Raw genomic sequence first — 16,972 nt, forward strand, 5'->3', positions numbered from 1 at the left:
TGGCCAGGCGGGGCAGCGGCGTTCGGTGATCAGGTGTGCGGGCAGGTCCCCTTGGACACCGAGATCGTGGCAGCCTGCGGGACCGGGCAGAGGAACTGGTCGTATCGGGTGTCGTTGTCCACGAACCGTTTCAGCCACGCGATGCTGTACTTCGCGATGGTGACGTTCGGCGACATCGGCACGAAGTGGCTTCCGCCGGCGAGTTCGATGTAGGCCTTGTTCACGCCTGCGGGAATGCTGTTGTAGAACGGGACGGCGTGCTGCCCGACGGGTGCGATCCAGTCGTTCTGTCCGCCGACGATCAGCGTCGGGGTGCGCACCGCGCTGAAGTTCTTGCCCATGTTCCACGGTTCGAGCGGGATGGCGGCCTTGAGCGCCGGATACGTCTCCGCGGCCTCAAGGGAGCCGCCACCGCCCATGGAGTGCCCCATCACCGCGAGCCGGGAACCATCGATGCGGTCCTTGACCGCGCTCTGCTCCGTCAGATACTTCAGCGCGGCCAGCATTTGTGCTGCCCGTGCACCCGGCTGGTCCACCGCGGTGTTGGCCGCGATGGTGAGCACGACAAAGCCCTGCGAAGCCAGCCGCGGGCCGTACCACTTCATCTCCGGCGAGAGGAACCCCGGCGTGACCACCACCGCGCCGAACGTGCCCTGACTGGTGTCGGTCGGGTAGGTCAGTGTCCCGCCGCCGAAGCCGTTCCCGCCGGGGACCGACGCGCTGGTCACCGCGAACGCTCCGGTCGGCGCCTCGATACTCGCCGTCGTCGGCGCGGGACCCCGCTGGTAAGGATTGCCCTCGACGCCGGGGCCCGCGTTCGCCAGGCCGGTCCCGGTAGCGATCATGGCCGCGATACCCACCGCGGTCCCTAGTTTGCGCCACTTCCGCATCTGTTGATTCCTCCGTCAGCCGAACAATTGTCGGCGGCAACAGCACCCGAACCCGCGCGGGCGGATCGGTAAGGCCGCTTTTGATGGATTTGGACAAACGCGCCGCCCAGATTTGCGATTCAGTGCGGCGCGACTCTCCGTGGCGAGAAATTCGGCCTCTCCACGTCGACCGCGAGCCTCCCGTGACGCGCCTGATCAGGCATCGGCGATATTGCGTAGAGACATGCGTGTTCCACGTCAGTACGTAGTCCGCCGACCCGGGACCACGCGGCCGCGCAAGAGAATGGAGTGAGACCCATGATTACCAACCGAATCACCGACGGCGTCGAACGGGAGATCATCGAGAACATGCTTGCGCGATGATCGAAGAGTTCGCCCGGCACGCGGGACACGGTGACATCCTTCGCGAACAGATCGACCGGTCCGTGCCGGTGGCGTCGCCCGTCATCGGCTGACCTGGCCATCCCGCCCGGATGGCATGGTGCGACCCTGTCCAAAGTGGAGCGTGTCGGAGTCGGGGTCCGGCAACCGCGGACCACCGCCTTGACCCGGTTTGCCGCGCTCGGCCGGATGGTGCGCCCGCGACAGGGCCGCTTGTCGCAGGGCCGCTTGGCATTCGGCGCAAATCCTGCTGAACGGACGGTCGGGCCGAAACTTCCCGGTCGATTGCGGTAACAGGTCACTCGGCCACCGCGAAACGCCCCCTGGTTGATCCGGCCGAGAGGGGTTTTCGCCGTGTTCGGTAGCCAGGGGTCCGTTCGCAGTAGAGGCTTGACGCTGTTGGTGATCTTCGCCTTGCTGATCGCCGGGCTGGTCCCGGCGAGCGAGGTCCAAGGGTCGAGGCCTGCGGCAGGCAGCGCCGCGGTGGAGGCGCCCGAGCACCCCGAAGGCGAGAGCTTCAACCCCAACAAGATCAAGGACATCAAGGCGGCCGACCCCGGCGCGGGCGTCACCCTGATCGACGCGCCCGGCGCGTCCAACAGCGGTGACGCGCGCCTGTCCTACCCGCTGGAGGTGCCACCCGGCCGCAACGGCGTCGCGCCGAAGCTGGCGCTGAACTACAGCTCGTCCGCGCAGTCCGGCTGGCTGGGCACCGGGTGGGACGTGGGCATCCCGACGGTCGCCATCGACACCCGCTGGGGCGTGCCGCGCTACCACGCCGGCCTGGAAACCGAGACCTACCTGCTAAACGGCCAGCAGCTCACCCCGGTCGCGCACCGCTCCGCACTGCGGGCGCGCACCGCGGAGAAGGTGTTCCACACCCGCGTCGAGGGCCAGTTCAGCCGCATCGTCCGGCGTGGCGACAGCCCGGCGAACTACTGGTGGGAGGTCACCGACCGGGTCGGCGGCCGGATGGTGTTCGGCCGCGACGGCGGCACCACACTGACCGACGCTAACGGCAACATCGCGTCCTGGGCGATCAACGAGCAGCGCGACGCCAACGACAATCTCCTGCGCTACCACCACACCCGCGTCGAGGACGGCGGTGTGCCCGGCGCGTCGGTGCCCGGCGCCAACCTGTATCTGGAGCGGATCACCTACACCGGGCACGGCGGCACCGAGGGCCGCTACTCGGTCACCTTCGACCGCGACCGCGAACGCGGCGAGCCCCGCCGGCCCGACGTCGCCATCGACGCGCGCGGCGGGTTCAAGAAGGTCACCGCGGACCTGCTCCGGCGAGTCGAGGTCAAGCTCGACGACCAGCTCATCCGCGCCTACGAGCTGAACTACCGCACCGGCGCCTTCCACAAGTCGCTGCTGGCGTCGGTGACGAACTTCGGCGAGGACAACCGCGCGTTCACCACGCACACCTTCGACTACTTCGACGACATCCGCGACCAGTCCGGCGCCTACGACGCCTTCGGCGGGGCCACCGGCTGGAGCGTGCCGGACGACCATCTCGGCGGCGGCATCCACGACGGCGAGGCGGGCGCCCTCTCGGCGAGCACGTCCAAGGGCGCGGGCGGTCACCTCTACGTCGGCTACAACCCGACCTCGGTGAGCAAGTCGAACTCCGCGGGCCTGAAGGTCGGCTACAACCAGGGGTCGACCGAGGGTCTGCTCGCCTTGGCCGACGTCAACGGCGATTCCTTGCCCGACAAGGTCTTCCGCGCGGGCGGTGGCATCTTCTACCGCCCCAACCTCGCGCGTCCCGGCGGCGAGACCCGCTTCGGCGACACGCCGATCCCGTTGACGAACCTGCCCGGCATCGCCAAGGAGAAGACCCGCTCCACCACCGTCGGCATCGAGTCCTACTTCGGTGTCGCCGCGCAGCTGGACCACGTGTCGACCACGACGACCGCGGACCGCTACTTCAGCGACGTCAACGGCGACGGCATCACCGACCTGGTGAACAACGGCGGCGTGCTCTTCGGCTATCTCGACGCCAACGGCAATCCGGCCTACAGCGCCGACAGCCACGCCACGCCCGTCCCGGTCGGCGCGGGCACCGCGTCCGGTTCGGTCGTGGGCGACCAGACCGCCGAGTTCGAGCGCCAGGTCGACGCGTCGCCGCTGCTGGACAGCGTCCGCCGCTGGGTGGCGCCCTACGACGGCACGGTGCGGATCGATGGCCGGGTGCGGCTGGTTCAGGACACCAGTGCCGAGCGTGCAGAGTACCGTGCCGCTGACGGTGTGCGGGTGGCCATCCAGCACGCCGACACCGAACTGTGGTCGCAGCGCATCGGGCCCGACGACTACTTCGAGTTCGCCCCGACCGGCGTCACCGCGGTGCCGGTCCGGCGCAGCGAGGCGGTCTACTTCCGCGTGCAGTCCATTTTGGACGGCAACTACGACCAGGTGGCCTGGGACCCCGACATCACCTACGTCGGCGCCGCGCCGAGCACGGACGTCAACGGCCTGGACAACCACCGCTACCTGGCTTCGCGCGACTTCACCCTGGGCGGTCGACCCTCGGTGGCGACCGCGCCGCTCACCGGCACGCTGCACCTGTCCGGCGACGCGGTGAAGTCGGGCCCGACCACCGACGACGTAACGGTCGTGGTCAGCCGCAACGGCACCGATGTGTTCACCAAGGTGCTGCCCGCCAACAGCGGCGGCACCGCGGCGATCGACCTGGACATCCCGGTGTCGGTCAACGACAAGCTGTCCTGGCGGCTCAAGGCGGACTCGCCGATCGACGTGGGCACGCTGACCTGGGTGCCGCGCGCGCACTACACCGCCGCCGACGGGGTCGACTCCGTGGTCGACGCCAACGGCGACCCGGCGATCGTGATCAGCCCGCCGTACGACCTGGACCTGTACCCGGCAACGACGCTGACCGCGCCGCAGGGCCACTACACCGCGACCCAGACCGGCGACATCAGTGTGCAGCCGAGCCTGGCGTTCGACTTGGCGGGTCAGACGCCGGACGCGCGCGTCGTGTTCACCGTGAAGAAGCGCGGCGCCCTGCTGGGCAAGCGGGTGATCGACGTCGTCGACGGCGTCGTGCCCGCCATCGCCCCGCTCTCGGTCCCGGTGACCGACGGCGACGAACTGTTCTTCGACTACTCCACTGTGGACACGACGCTGCTGTCCAAGCTGACCACGCAGTCGGTGTCCGTCGACGGTGTCGCGGTTCCCAGCGCGCTGCACGCCTCGGCCGAGCAGGGCGCGTTCGCCCAGCCCTACCGCGGCTGGGCCGCCATCGGCTACCAGGGCAACCGCGACCGGGCCACCCGCCCGATCGCACAGGCCGACCTGGTGCTCGACCAGAGCTTCCGCGACCAGATTCCCAACGGCCCCACCGAGGCCGACGTCCCTGGCTTCACCGCCGACCCGCGGGTGACCGCGCCGAAGATCGCGGTGTTCGCCCCGATGCCCGCGCGGGGCAGCTGGGCGGGCGCCGACGAGAACACCTGGGTCGCCGCGGCGGGCGCGTCGAGCTCGCGACTGGGCCAGGACATGATCGACGTGGTCCGCGACGAGGACTTCGCCGGGGCCACCGCGGTCTCGCGCCGGGCCAAGACCAGCCAGATCTCGACGACCTTCGGCGTCGGCCCGCTGGGCGGCAGCCTCGCGAAGGGCCGCACCAAGGGGCAGGTCGACTTCCTTGACCTCAACGGCGACCGCTTCCCCGACGTCGTCGGCTCGGCCGGGGTGCAGTACTCCGACATGGTCGGCGGCCTCGGGCAGACCCGGGGAAGCGTCGGCGGCGACGTTCGCGAGTCCGACTCGCGCGCCTACAGCGTCTCGGGCAACGCGGGCAGCCCGGCGCGCACCAGCGCCACCGCGCGCGGCCAGGACGTGCCCACCGGCTCCGGCTCGGCGAACACCGCCAAGGCGGGCGTGGAGATGCCGTCGCTGGGCATCGGCGGCAACCTCGGCGGCGGCGAGTCCGACACCGCGTTCGACCTGATCGACATCAACGGCGACGGCCTGCCGGACCGTGTGTTCGACAACGGCGACGCCGCGCTGAACCTGGGATACTCCTTCGCCGGGCGCGAGCCGTGGCCGGGTGGTCCGCTCAACTCCGGCGACACCCGCAACGCGGGCCTCAACCTCGGGTTCAACACCGACTACTACGGCTTCGCGGGCGGCGTGTCGGCCGCGACCGGGTCGGCCAAGACCGACGCCACCCTGACCGACGTCAACGGCGACGGCCTGATGGACCGCGTCTTCGCCCACGACGGCGCGCCCGTCGGCGTGGCGATCAACACCGGCAGCGGGTTCGCCGCGCCCACCCCGTTCCGGGGCGGCTTCTCCGGGGTGAACAGCGACAAGAACGCCACCCTCGGCGGCGGCGTGTACTTCACCTTCGGGTTCTGCTTCATCTTCGGCTGCATCGTGTTCAACCCCGGCGCCGACGTCTCCAAGGGGGTCGGGCGCGCGGAGCTGGCGCTGCGCGACGTCAACGGCGACGGCTACGCCGACCACGTGAAGTCCACCAAGGACAACGAACTGGTCGTCGCGGAGAACCGCACCGGGCGCACCAACCTGCTCAAGTCCGTCGGCCGCCCGCTCGGCGCGCGGATCGACCTGGACTACGCCCGCAGCGGCAACACCTACGACGCCCCCGAGTCGCGCTGGGTCCTGTCCCGCACCGCGGTCTTCGACGGGCACGCGGGCGACGGCGACGACCACCAGGTCACCACGTTCCGCTACGAGAACGGCAAGCACGACCGGCTGGAGCGCGAGTTCTACGGCTACGGCAAGGTCGTGGCCGAGCAGCGCGACGGCTCCGGCGGCGTGTACCGCACCTCCATCAGCGACTACCTGGTCGACAGCTACTACACCAAGGGCTTGCTCGCGCGGACGATGACCGCCGACGGCGCGGGCCGCCCGTTCGTCGAGTCGGTCAACACCTACCAGCTGCGCGATGTCGCCACCGGGGCGACCGCGGCTCCCGACAGCACGACGGCCACGGTGTTCCCGCAGCTCACCCGCGCCGAGCGCCGGTTCTACGAGGGGCAGCCCACGCCGGGCAAGACCACCTCGACCGAGACGTCCTACGACGAGTTCGGCAACATGGTGCGCTCGCTCGACGTCGCCGACCACGGCGCCGCCGACGACCTGGAGACCAGGATCGGCTACTCGGCCTCGATCCCGGCCTGCCGTGACCGCAACATCGTCGGCGTGGCCAACTCCCTGCGGGAGAGCGCCGCGGCCACCGGAACACTCCTGCGCCACCGCGAATCCACAGTGGACTGTGTGACCGCGGATGTCCGGCAGGTCAAGGAGTTCCTCGCCGACGGCCGGGCCGCGGTCACCGACGTCGAGCGCTTCCCCGACGGCAACCTCAAGTCCGTCACCGAGCCCGCCAACAAGAACGGGCAGCGCTACCGGCTCGACTACGGCTACGACACCGTCGTCGGCGTGCACGTCGAGTCGATCACCGACAGCTTCGGCTACCGGTCGACGTCCACGCACAACCTGAAGTACGGCGCCCCCGACAGCGTGACCGACGAGAACAACCAGCGGATGGTCACCGCCTACGACAGCGTCGGCCGGATCGACGCGGTGACCGGGCCGTACGAGCTGCCCGAGAACCGCTACACCATCGACTTCGAGTACCACCCCGAAGCCGCGGTGCCGTACGCGGTCACCCGCCACGTCGACCGCGCCGCCGACGGGGTGCGCGCCGACACCATCGACACGATCAGCTTCGTCGACGGCCTCAAGCGCATGGTGCAGACGAAGAAGGACGCCGTCGTCGCCACTGCCGCGGGCGCCGCCGCCGAGTCGGTCATGACCGTGTCGGGCCGGGCGAAGTACGACTTCGCCGGTCGCGTGGTCGAGCAGTTCTACCCGCTCACCGAGGAGAAGGGCGCGGCCAACACCGCCTTCAACGCCGCGTTCGACACCGTCGCCCCGTCCAAGTCGGCGTTCGACGTGCTCGACCGCGCCACCCGCACCGAACTGCCGGACGGCACGGCGTCGGCCATGGCGTACGGCTTCGGCACCGACCGCGCGGGCGTCGCCCGGTTCAAGACCGTCTCCACCGACGCCAACGGCAAGCCCCGGGAGTCCTACACCGACGTGCGCACCCTGGCCACCTCGGTCAAGGAGTTCAACCCGGCGGGCGGGCAGCCGGTGATCTGGACCAGCTACGGCTACGACGCCATGGGGCAGATCACGTCCGTGGTCGACGACAAGAACAACACCACGTCGTCGGTGTACGACAACTTCGGCCGACGCACCATTGTGGACAGCCCGGACTCCGGGCGCGCGGAGACGGTCTACGACCTCGCGGGCAACATCACCGCCAAGATCTCCTCGAAGCTGCGCGCCCAGAACAAGGCGATCGAGTACGACTACGACCACACCCGCGTCGTGGGCGTCCGGTACCCGACGTTCACCGCGAACAACGTCACCTACAGATACGGCGGACCCGGTGCGCCAGGCAACGCCGCGGACCGCGTCACCGAGGTGCGCGACGGGGCGGGCACGCTGACCCGCGCGTACGGCGCGCTCGGCGAGGTGGTGCGCGAGACCAGGACGGTGCCCGAGTCGATCCTCAACGGACCGGCGCGCTCGTACACCACGTCCTACCGGTACGACTCGTTCAACCGGGTGCTGGACATGACCTACCCGGACGGCGAGGTCCTGACCTACAGCTACGACGCCGGCGGCCTCGTGCACCGGGCGGCCGGGGTCAAGGGCGGGTTCGACTACACCTACCTCGCCCGGCTCGACTACGACAAGTTCTCCCAGCGGCTGCTGCAGGAGACCGGAACCGGCGTGCGCACCACCTTCGCCTACGACCCGCTCGACCGGCAGCTGGCGAACCTGAAGTCGAAACTGCCCGACGGCCACCACTTCCAGAACATCGGCTACACCTACGACAACGTCGGCAACATCACCCGGCTGCACAACGAGGTGCCGCTGCCGCACGGCAAGCCGATCGGCGGGCCGAGCACCCAGACCTACACCTACGACGACCTCTACCGGCTCACCTCCGCGAAGGGGGAGTACCGCGACAAGGACAACAAGCTCGACCGGTACGAGCTGACCCAGGGCTACGACGCGATCCACAACACCGTCCGCAAGACGCAGCGGCACGAGATCGTCGTCGAGTCGTCGACGATGGAGTACGCCACGGCCGCGTTCGACCCGAACGAGCCCGTGGTGGGGATCGAGGAGCCGGTCGCGCCGGTTCCGTACACCGAGCCCGCGCCTGAGCCCGGGACCGAGCCCGCGCCTGAGACGCAGTACCCGCCGCTGGGTGTGATCGAGGAGCCCGAGGAGGACGCGCCGCTCACCGCCGAGGAACAGAGCCTCAGCTCACCGATGATGGCGAGCGGGCCCACCGTCCAGCCGCAGCGCCAGACCTCTTACGACTACACCTACCGCCACACCGGCGGCAGGCCGCACGCCCCCAGCGCGATCGGCCCGGTCAACCAGGCCTACGACGCCAACGGCAACCTGGTCGACACCGTCAACACGCTGCCGCCCGCGCCGGGCAAGCGCAGACAGCTGGTGTGGGACGAGGAGAACCGGCTGGCCTGCAACCAGGACCACAACCGCAACTCCACGATCGCGCAGGACCCGAGCGCCTGCACCAGCCCGCAGCAGCCCGCCACGGTCCGGTACCACTACGACGCCGACGGCACCCGGGTGGTGAAGAACGCCGGGCCGCAGCACATCTACCCCAACCAGTACTTCAGCGAGCGCAACGGAACCGGGTTCAAGCACGTCTTCGCGGGCGAGACCCGGTTGGCCACCAAGACGGTCAAGCCGGACTCGACGTTCGAGAACCATATCTTCTACTTCCACGCCGACCACCTGGGATCGTCGGGCTACGTCACCGACGAGCACGCCAACCTCACCGAGCACCTGGAGTACTTCGCCTCCGGTGAGACGTGGGTCAAAGAGCACCCGGCGCAGCCCACCCCCGTGCCCTACCAGTACGGCGCCAAGGAACTCGACGAGGAGACCGGGCTCTACTACCACGGCGCCCGCTACTACAACCCGCGCACAAGCGTCTGGCAGAGCCCGGACCCGATCCTGGGCTCCTATCTGGACGGCAAGCCCGCGGGCGGGGTGCAGAACAGCTCGAACCTGGCGCTGTACAGCTACGCGCACAACAACCCGGTCAAGTACACCGACCCCGACGGCAACGCGCCGGACCCGGTGACCCTCGGCGACGAGCTGATGGGCAGCCGCTACCTCACGACCACGACCACCGCGCGCGTCCCGGTGACCAGGACCGTGACCGCGCGCGGCGGGTGGGCGGTCTTCGGGCCCGCGCTCGCCACCGGCGGCGTGGCCAGCCAGGCCGACACCCCGGTGCCGGGGCCGGGCGACGTCATCGGGATCGGCATCATCATCGCCGGGGCCTGGGCGGCGATGAAGACCACCACGGTGTCGACGTCCACGACGATCGAGACGGTGACGCGCACGGAGCGCAAGGAGCAGCAGCTCTGGTACATCACCTACCAGAAGTACAACGCCGCCACCGGCAAGTACTACTCCGGCCGGGCCAGCGGCTACGGCACTCCGCAGCAGGTGCTCGCGGCCCGCGACGCGGGCCACCACAAGACCGCCGAAGGGTACGGCCCCGCCGAACTCACCAACGCCGCACAAGCGACCATGTCCCACACGCTGCGCCACGCCGACCCCGCCTACCAGGCGATACGCGGGCGAGAACAACAGATGATCGACCACCGCGGCGGATCGTTGAGCGACGGCGGGACCTCGGGCAACGCCATCCGCGGCGTCGCGAAATGGAACCCGCTCGGCGTGATCTACCACAACGCGTCGACCGCCAGGTTCGGCCCGCTGCACTCTTACACTGGTTACTAGGCCAAGAGAAGGAGTTCGTGATGGCACGGCGAGGCGCGCTGGGTACGGTCGTCGAGATCCCGTTCGGCAACGGCGCCCGAACCTACGCGCGCCTCGTCACCGCCCCCTACATCGCGGTGTACGACTGCCGGGTCGACGACGGCGAGGGCACCCCGGGCATCGACGAGATCATCGCCTGCCCGATCCTGTTCTTCGTGGGCGTGTTCGACGCGGTGTGGAAGTCCGGCCGCTGGCGCGCGGTCGGCACCGCGCCCGGCGCGCAGGACCTCGCCGTGCCCGACACCTACATGCAGGACATCGCCGACCCGACCCGCTGCACGATCCTCGACGCCCACGGCGGCATGCGCCCGGCCACGATCGAGGAGTGCGAAGGTCTGGAGCGGGCGGCGGTATGGGAGGCCGAACAAGTGGAGCGCCGCATCGCCGACCACTACGCGGGCCGACCGAACGCCGACGTCGAGCACTTCGCCCTCAAACGCTGACTGAGTGGGGCCTTCCTGCCATAGCTGACGTTGGGTGCTACTTCAGTCCGGTGTGCGCGATTCCCTCGATGACCCGCCGCTGGAGGCTGATGAACAGGATCAGGATGGGCGCCATCGCCAGCAGGCTGGCCGCCATGACCAGTGGGATCTGGGTGCTGCGTTCACCCTGCAGCGTCGCCAGGCCGACCGCGAGCGGCATCTTCGTGCCGTCGGTGGTGACGACGAGAGGCCACAGGAGGTCGTTCCACGACCACAGCACCGTGATGATCGCCAGCGCCACCAGACCCGGACGGGTGAGCGGCAGCATCACCCGCCAGAACACCTGGAACGGGTTGCAGCCGTCGAGGCGGGCGGCCTCCTCGAGTTCGACCGGCAGCGACGCGAAGAACTGGCGCATCAGGAACGTGCCGAACGCGCTGAACAACCCGGGGGCGACCACACCCTGCACCGTGTTCAGCCACTGCAGCGACTGGACGATCTCGTACTGCGGGATCAGGTAGACCTGGCTGGGCACCATGAGAACCGACAACGTCACCGCGAGCAGGGCGTCGCGGCCGCGGAACCGCATCCGGGCGAACGCGTAGCCCGCCATCGAGCACAGGACGAGCTGGGCGACGGTGCGGAGGACCGTGATCAGCACGGACACCCAGAACTGGGACAGGAACGGCAGCCGCTCGAAGACGAGCGCGTAGTTGTCCAGATTTGGCGCGGCCGGGAGTGTCGGAGTCGCGCTCGTCGCCTCGCTCTGCGTGGACAGGCTCAGGATGATCTGCCACGCGAACGGGAACACCATGGTCGCCGCGCCGACCGAAAGGACCACGTGCGTGGGCCAGGTTCGGCCGCGGGTGATGGCGGCGCGCTCAGACATCGTGCACCCACCTGCGTTGCAGGAGGAATTGGACGGCGGTGACGCAGGCGGTGATCGCCAGGATGGCGATCGCGATCGCGGCGCCGTAGCCCTTCTCGTTGTCCGGGAAGGAGGCCTCCCAGAACAGGTAGACCAGCGACTTCGTGTCCCGCATCACCGGGTTCGCCGTGCCGACCAGCGTGTAGAGCAGGTCGAACAGCTGCAGGCCCGCGATCACCGTCACGACGGTCAGGAAGAACACCGACCGGCCGACCATCGGGATCGTGATGGACCGGAACTGCCGGGCGGGCGACGCGCCGTCGAGGGCGGCCGCCTCATACAGGTCGCGGGGCACGTTCCTCAGCGCCGCCGACAGGATGATGATGTTGAACCCGAGGGACAGCCACAATCCGAGGACCGCGGTGGCGATCAGCGACCAGCCTGGCGTCGACACCCAGTAGGTGCCTTCGATCCCGATCAGGCCGAGCGCCCAGTTGAGAACGCCGTAGTCACCGTTGTAGATGATCTTCCAGACCTGTGCGACGGCGACCGGCATGGCCACGTACGGCAGGAAGAACAGCGTGCGGTACAGCGTCGCGCCGCGCAGTCCGGGACGGTTCAGCAACGCGGCCAGGACCAGCCCGATGGGCACGCCGAGCACGACGATCCCGGTGTAGATGAGCGTGTTCACCGCTGCGCGGCCCAGCTCCGGGTCGGCGAGCAGCCGCTGGTAGTTCTCCAATCCGACCCAGGTGGACCCGCCGAACACACCCCACTCGGTGAAGCTGAAGTAGGCGGTGCGAACGATCGGCCACAGGTAGAACACCGCGATGCCCAACACCAGCGGCCCGACGAACAGCAACGGCCACGCGCCGTGGCCGGTGTGCGCCTTCTTCCCGCGCGGCCGGGCCGGGCGACCCGGGGCGGGGATGGCGATCCCCGCCCCGGGCGCCGTCGTGGACGCCGTCATTCCTTCTCCAGCGCCTTGTTCATCGCCTCCGCCATCGCCTTGGCCACCTCGCCGACCGGCTTGGCGCCGGAGAACGCGTCGGGCAGCAGGTCGACCTCGAACTTGCCCCAGGCCGAGGAGTTCTTGCTCACCGGGTAGGGCACCGCGTAGTTCTCAGCCCCGTCGAGGAAGACCTTCAGGTCGGCGCCGGGCAGCACCTTGAGGAACGATTCCTGGGTGCCCTCGTACGCCGAGATCACGCCGCTGAGCTTGCTGAACGTGACCGCGGCCTCCTGCGAAGCCAGGTAGGTGAGGAACGCCTCCGCCGCGGCCTTGTTCTTGGTGTCGGCGCTGATCACGTTCGCCAGCCCGTGGATGACGGTGGCCTGCCGCTTGTCCCGCGGCAGCGGCGCGACCGCGACGTCCGCGGCGATCGGGCTCTCGGCGAGGAGCTTGGTGTCCCAGGAGCCGGTCCAGAACATGGCGGCCCGGCCGCTGGTGAACCGGCTCAGCGCCGGGGTGTCGGCGTCCTGCGCCAGGGACGGCATCGCGTCGGCGGCGATCAGGTCCGCCCACACCTGCAGGCCGCGAACGGCTTCCGGGGTGTCGAAGCCGGACTTCTTGCCGTCGGCGGAGATGACCTCACCGCCCGCGGCGGCGATGGTGTCGTAGTAGGTCTGCTGCCCGCCGTCGACGAGCGCCGCGGTCACGCCGAAGACGTCCTTCGCCTTCAGCTTCGAGCGGATGTCCTTGGCGGACTGGACGAACTGCTCGACCGTCCAGTCGGACCTCGGCTCCGCGACACCGGCCTCCGCGAACAGCTTCTTGTTGTAGAACACCGCGATGGTGTCGTAGTCCTTCGGCACGCCGTAGCGGACACCCTCGTAGGTGTAGAGCGTGTCCAGCGCCTTCGGGTAGTGCGCCGGGTCGATCTTCTTGCCGTCCACCAGGCCCGTGATCGGGGCCAGCTTCTTGTTGGCGGCGTAGAGCTGGAAGTTTGGCCCGTTCATCCAGAACACGTCGGGTGTGGTCTTGGACCCGGCCTGGGTCTGCAGCTTGGTCCAGTACTCCTTGTACGGCGTCACCTGGACGTTGACCTTGACGTTCGGGTAGGTCTTGTTGAAGTCCGCGACGATTTGCTGTGCGGCCCCGGCGATGTTCTCGCCCCAGACCCCGTAGGAGATCTCCGCCTTGAGGTCGGCGGGATTGGCGGGCTGCGCGGCGGCGCCGCCGTCGCCGGAGCCACCGCCGCACCCGGCTAAGGCGACGGTCGCGGCGACGAGGGCGGACAGCACGGCGAGGTGCTTCTTCATCTGTGCTCTTAGCTTAGAGGTCGTGCGGGGGGCGGGCGGGTTGGTGCGCGGCGAAGTACGCGGCTATCTCGGGTGTGACAGTTGGGACGCGCTGCGGTGTCGAGCCCGTGCGCAGGGACCGGGTCGCGGCGACCCCGGCGGCGATGGCCTCGCGCGCGGACACCGGGTCGGTGTCGGTCGGCGTGCCCTCCCGGACGAACCGGAGGAACTCGGTCATCGTCAGCGCGTCGGCGTCGCCGTGTCCGACATCGTCGCCGACGATCGAGCACGACTGGTCGCCGTCCGGGCGGTAGCCGGTGCGCTTGTTCCACACCCGCACCTGGCCGCCCGCGCCGTCGCCGAAGTTCTCGATCCGGCCCTCGGTGCCGATGACGGTGTAGTTGCGCCAGTAGTCCGGGGTGTAGTGGCACTGCTGGTAGCTCGCCAGCACGCCGTTGTCCAGTCGCATGAGGACCATGGACAGGTCTTCGACGTCGATGGTCTCGTTGAGCTCGGTCTGGGCCAGCGGCGGCCAGTTGTCCAGGGAGAACCAGTCGCGCATGGTGCGGTCGCCGTTGTCCCGGCGCGAGTCGACGCGGCCGTAGACCGTCAGGTCGCCCATCGCGACGACCTCGCGGGTGACGCCGGAGGCCAGCCAGTGGATCACGTCGATGTCGTGCGCGCCCTTCTGCAGCAGCAGCGACGTCGTCTTCGCGCGTTCGGCGTGCCAGTCCTTGAAGTAGAAGTCGCCGCCGTGCCCGACGAAGTGCCTGCACCAGATCGAGGTCACCTCGCCGATGTCGCCGCGCGCGATGATCTCCCGCATCAGCCGCACCACGTGCATGTGCCGCATGTTGTGTCCTATGTAGAGCTTCGCGCCCGAGGTGTGCGCGGCGGCGAGCACGCGGTCGGCGTCCTCGATCGTGGTCGCCAGCGGCTTCTCCAGGTACACCGCGACCCCTGCGGCGAGCAGCTGCTCGCTCACCTCGGCGTGGGTGTGGTCCGGGCTGGTGACGATCGCGGCGTCCAGGTCGGGGAATGCCCGCAGCAGTCCGGTGACGTCGCGGTGCACCGGCACGTCGCCGAACCAGCGGGCCGCGCGGTCGGCGCCGCGGTCGTCGGGGTCGACCGCGGCGACGAGCGTGGCCCCCGCGGCCACCGCGTGCTGGGCGATGGGTGCACGCGCGCCGACGCCGACGACGGCGATGGACAGGTCGTTCATCAAGCGCTCTCCACAGGGCATCCGAGGCAGTAGTGAAAATGACTTTTCCTACTAATGAATGCCGAGGGTTGCCGGAGATGCCTGTTCAGCACAAGGGCTTGCCGGGTAGGTTACCCAACTGTTACCAGTGAACGGTGTTAGTTGAGCTGCCAGGTTTCACAATGTGGCGGGCGCGTGCTCGCGCAGACTGATCGGCGGGGTGCTGACGTCGGGGCTGCGCAGCAGGCCGGCGCCGACGGTGTCGAAGGACCGCAGGACGCCGCCGAGCGGGACGTCGAGCTCACCGAGCGCGTGCCCGACGATGGGGTACTCGAACGACAGGTTGAGCTGCGCGGCGACCTTGGGGCGCAGCATGGGGACGAGCAGGTCGGCGTACCGGCCGAGCCGTCCGCCGAGGACGACGAGATCGGGGTCGACGGCGGCGAGCAGGCCGCCGACCGCGAGAGCCATCCGGTCGGTCAGCTCCTCGGCGAGCCGGAGCGCGTCCGGGCCACCCGCCGCGAGCCGCGCGTCCGTGGCCTCGATGTGTTCCCACGGCCCCTCGTCGCCGCGCACGGGCCCGGCGAGGACGCGCAGCGCCAACAGTTCCCCCGCCTGGTGGTGGCGGCCGACGTGCACCCGCCCGCCGAGGACGAGCCGGGCCGAGACGTGGAACCAGGTGAGCAGGTAGAGGCTGGTGTCGGCGAACCGGGAGGCGCCGAGAGTGGCTTCGGCGCCTGCGGCGAGCACGAGGTCGTTCTCCACCGTGACCGGGCAGCCGAACACCTCGGTCAGCCGATTCGCGATGTCGACGCCCTGCCACTCCCGCACCGCGGGGGAGTGCGACAGCCTGCCGTCGCCGCCGACGATCCCGGGCACCGCGACGGTGATGCCCGCCAACGTGCTGAGCGGCAGCCGTGCCGCGTCGAACGCCCGCGCGACGTGGTCGCGCAGCGGCGCGAGGTCCGCGGTGCCCGTGCGCGGGCTGGCGGGTCCGTCGATGTCGGTGTGCACGACGTCGCCCGCCAGGTTGGCGATCGCCACCCGCAGGCGGACGTCGGACACGTCCAACCCGACGACGTGGTGCCGCTCCGCGCGGAAGCGATACCGCCGCGCGGGCCTGCCCCCACCCGAACTCGGCGGCGCGGGGGCGACGTCACCGTCCACCAGGCCCTCGGCCTCGAGGTCGGCGATCAGCGCCTCCACCGTGGGCCGCGACAACCCGGTGCGCGCGGCCAGCTCCCGGATGGTCGCGACCCGCACCTCGCGCAACCCCTCCAGGCAGCGCCCCCTCGGCGTCGTCGCCCTCAGCATGTCCCGACCCCCGCGTCATCCGACCGGCTTCCCGTGTCGAGCTTATGACCAGCGGAGACCGTAGGCCGTGCGGGCCTGTCTGAGGATTGACTTCACGCAGCCGCAGGGCGAGCCGCGTCGCGCAAACTCTCACACCAGCATCGGCGGCCCCGGCCGACTATCCGAAGACGCTGTTAGCAGCCGGCATGACCGCCACCCCGACCGGCGGCCGGGGTGAATCAGGGGGATGCCCGGGGGAAACCCTGATGGTGCGCCGTCGCGGAACGGGCAGCATGGGGGTTTGTCAGGGGATCTTTTCCGCAGTACAAGGAGAATTCATGAACGAGGCCAAGCCCGAGGCGACCCGCGCCGCCGTCGATTCCGTGGTCGACGCCGTGCGGGGGCTGTTCCACGAGGGCATCAACCGCCGGGTGGTCGTCCGCGACAGTGAGGACGACGTGGTCCTGGACGTGCCGTTGGCCGTCGGCATGGTAGCCGCGCTGGCCGCGCCGGTGGCGACGACGATCGGAGCCGGGGTGGCGCTGGTCGGCAAGTGCGGAATCAAGCTTGAGCACCGCAAGCCACCGGCCTCGCCCCCCGCGAGGGTGGTCGACGCCGAGTGATCAGCCGCGGGTGACGAGACCGGGTCTTCGGGGTCCGAGGTGCTGCTGAAGTCCCAGCCCTTCGGCGTCCGCGGCGTCGCGGTGTTCGGGACAGGCGGGTGCAGGCGCACTCGGCCCCGAGACACGGTCGAGTCACGTCTCCTCCACGGTGG

At 69.6% G+C, this 16,972-nt stretch carries 9 protein-coding genes and 1 pseudogene; 4 read left to right on the forward strand and 6 right to left on the reverse strand.

The genetic code is table 11. The features are described 5' to 3' along the window. Positions 1-29: 29 nt before the first annotated feature. Positions 30-890, reverse strand: coding sequence for an alpha/beta hydrolase (locus ACRDSQ_RS08275; protein ID WP_431420163.1), 861 nt, complete (start codon positions 888-890; stop codon positions 30-32). A gap of 299 nt (positions 891-1,189) precedes the next feature. Here ACRDSQ_RS08275 and ACRDSQ_RS08280 point away from each other — a divergent pair. From ACRDSQ_RS08280 to ACRDSQ_RS08290, 3 genes and pseudogenes are all read left to right on the forward strand, one after another. Next, a pseudogene (locus ACRDSQ_RS08280) lies at positions 1,190-1,345 on the forward strand (DUF664 domain-containing protein); the annotation flags it as partial. A gap of 316 nt (positions 1,346-1,661) precedes the next feature. Continuing rightward, positions 1,662-10,133, forward strand: coding sequence for a SpvB/TcaC N-terminal domain-containing protein (locus ACRDSQ_RS08285; protein ID WP_431420165.1), 8,472 nt, complete (start codon positions 1,662-1,664; stop codon positions 10,131-10,133). Between the two features lie 20 nt (positions 10,134-10,153). Further along, a complete protein-coding gene (locus tag ACRDSQ_RS08290; protein ID WP_431420167.1) occupies positions 10,154-10,615 on the forward strand; it encodes an Imm26 family immunity protein in 462 nt (153 codons plus the stop codon). Positions 10,616-10,652: 37 nt separating this feature from the next. On the opposite strand, the gene ACRDSQ_RS08295 is transcribed toward ACRDSQ_RS08290, so the two are convergent. The 5 genes from ACRDSQ_RS08295 to ACRDSQ_RS08315 form a co-directional block, all read right to left on the reverse strand. Then, positions 10,653-11,483, reverse strand: coding sequence for a carbohydrate ABC transporter permease (locus ACRDSQ_RS08295; RefSeq protein ID WP_431420168.1), 831 nt, complete (start codon positions 11,481-11,483; stop codon positions 10,653-10,655). Beyond that, complete coding sequence (locus tag ACRDSQ_RS08300; protein ID WP_431420169.1) at positions 11,476-12,432, reverse strand: carbohydrate ABC transporter permease; 957 nt, start codon at positions 12,430-12,432, stop codon at positions 11,476-11,478. The genes ACRDSQ_RS08295 and ACRDSQ_RS08300 overlap by 8 nt, the downstream gene beginning before the upstream one ends. Then, positions 12,429-13,724 (reverse strand): ABC transporter substrate-binding protein, encoded by a 1,296-nt coding sequence (locus ACRDSQ_RS08305; RefSeq protein ID WP_431420170.1) that lies wholly within the window; start codon positions 13,722-13,724, stop codon positions 12,429-12,431. The genes ACRDSQ_RS08300 and ACRDSQ_RS08305 overlap by 4 nt, the downstream gene beginning before the upstream one ends. A gap of 13 nt (positions 13,725-13,737) precedes the next feature. Continuing rightward, positions 13,738-14,925, reverse strand: a complete 1,188-nt coding sequence (locus tag ACRDSQ_RS08310; protein ID WP_431420171.1) for a Gfo/Idh/MocA family protein — start codon at positions 14,923-14,925, stop codon at positions 13,738-13,740. A 156-nt stretch (positions 14,926-15,081) separates the two neighbouring features. Next, complete coding sequence (locus ACRDSQ_RS08315) at positions 15,082-16,218, reverse strand: ROK family protein (RefSeq protein WP_431420173.1); 1,137 nt, start codon at positions 16,216-16,218, stop codon at positions 15,082-15,084. A gap of 317 nt (positions 16,219-16,535) precedes the next feature. Here ACRDSQ_RS08315 and ACRDSQ_RS08320 point away from each other — a divergent pair, with 317 nt between their 5' ends. Beyond that, entirely contained in the window at positions 16,536-16,820 is a 285-nt protein-coding gene (locus tag ACRDSQ_RS08320) for a DUF4342 domain-containing protein (protein ID WP_431420175.1), read from the forward strand. Positions 16,821-16,972 lie beyond the last annotated feature (152 nt).

The organism is Actinokineospora sp. (genome assembly GCF_050699995.1).
Taxonomy (GTDB): Bacteria; Actinomycetota; Actinomycetes; order Mycobacteriales; family Pseudonocardiaceae; genus Actinokineospora.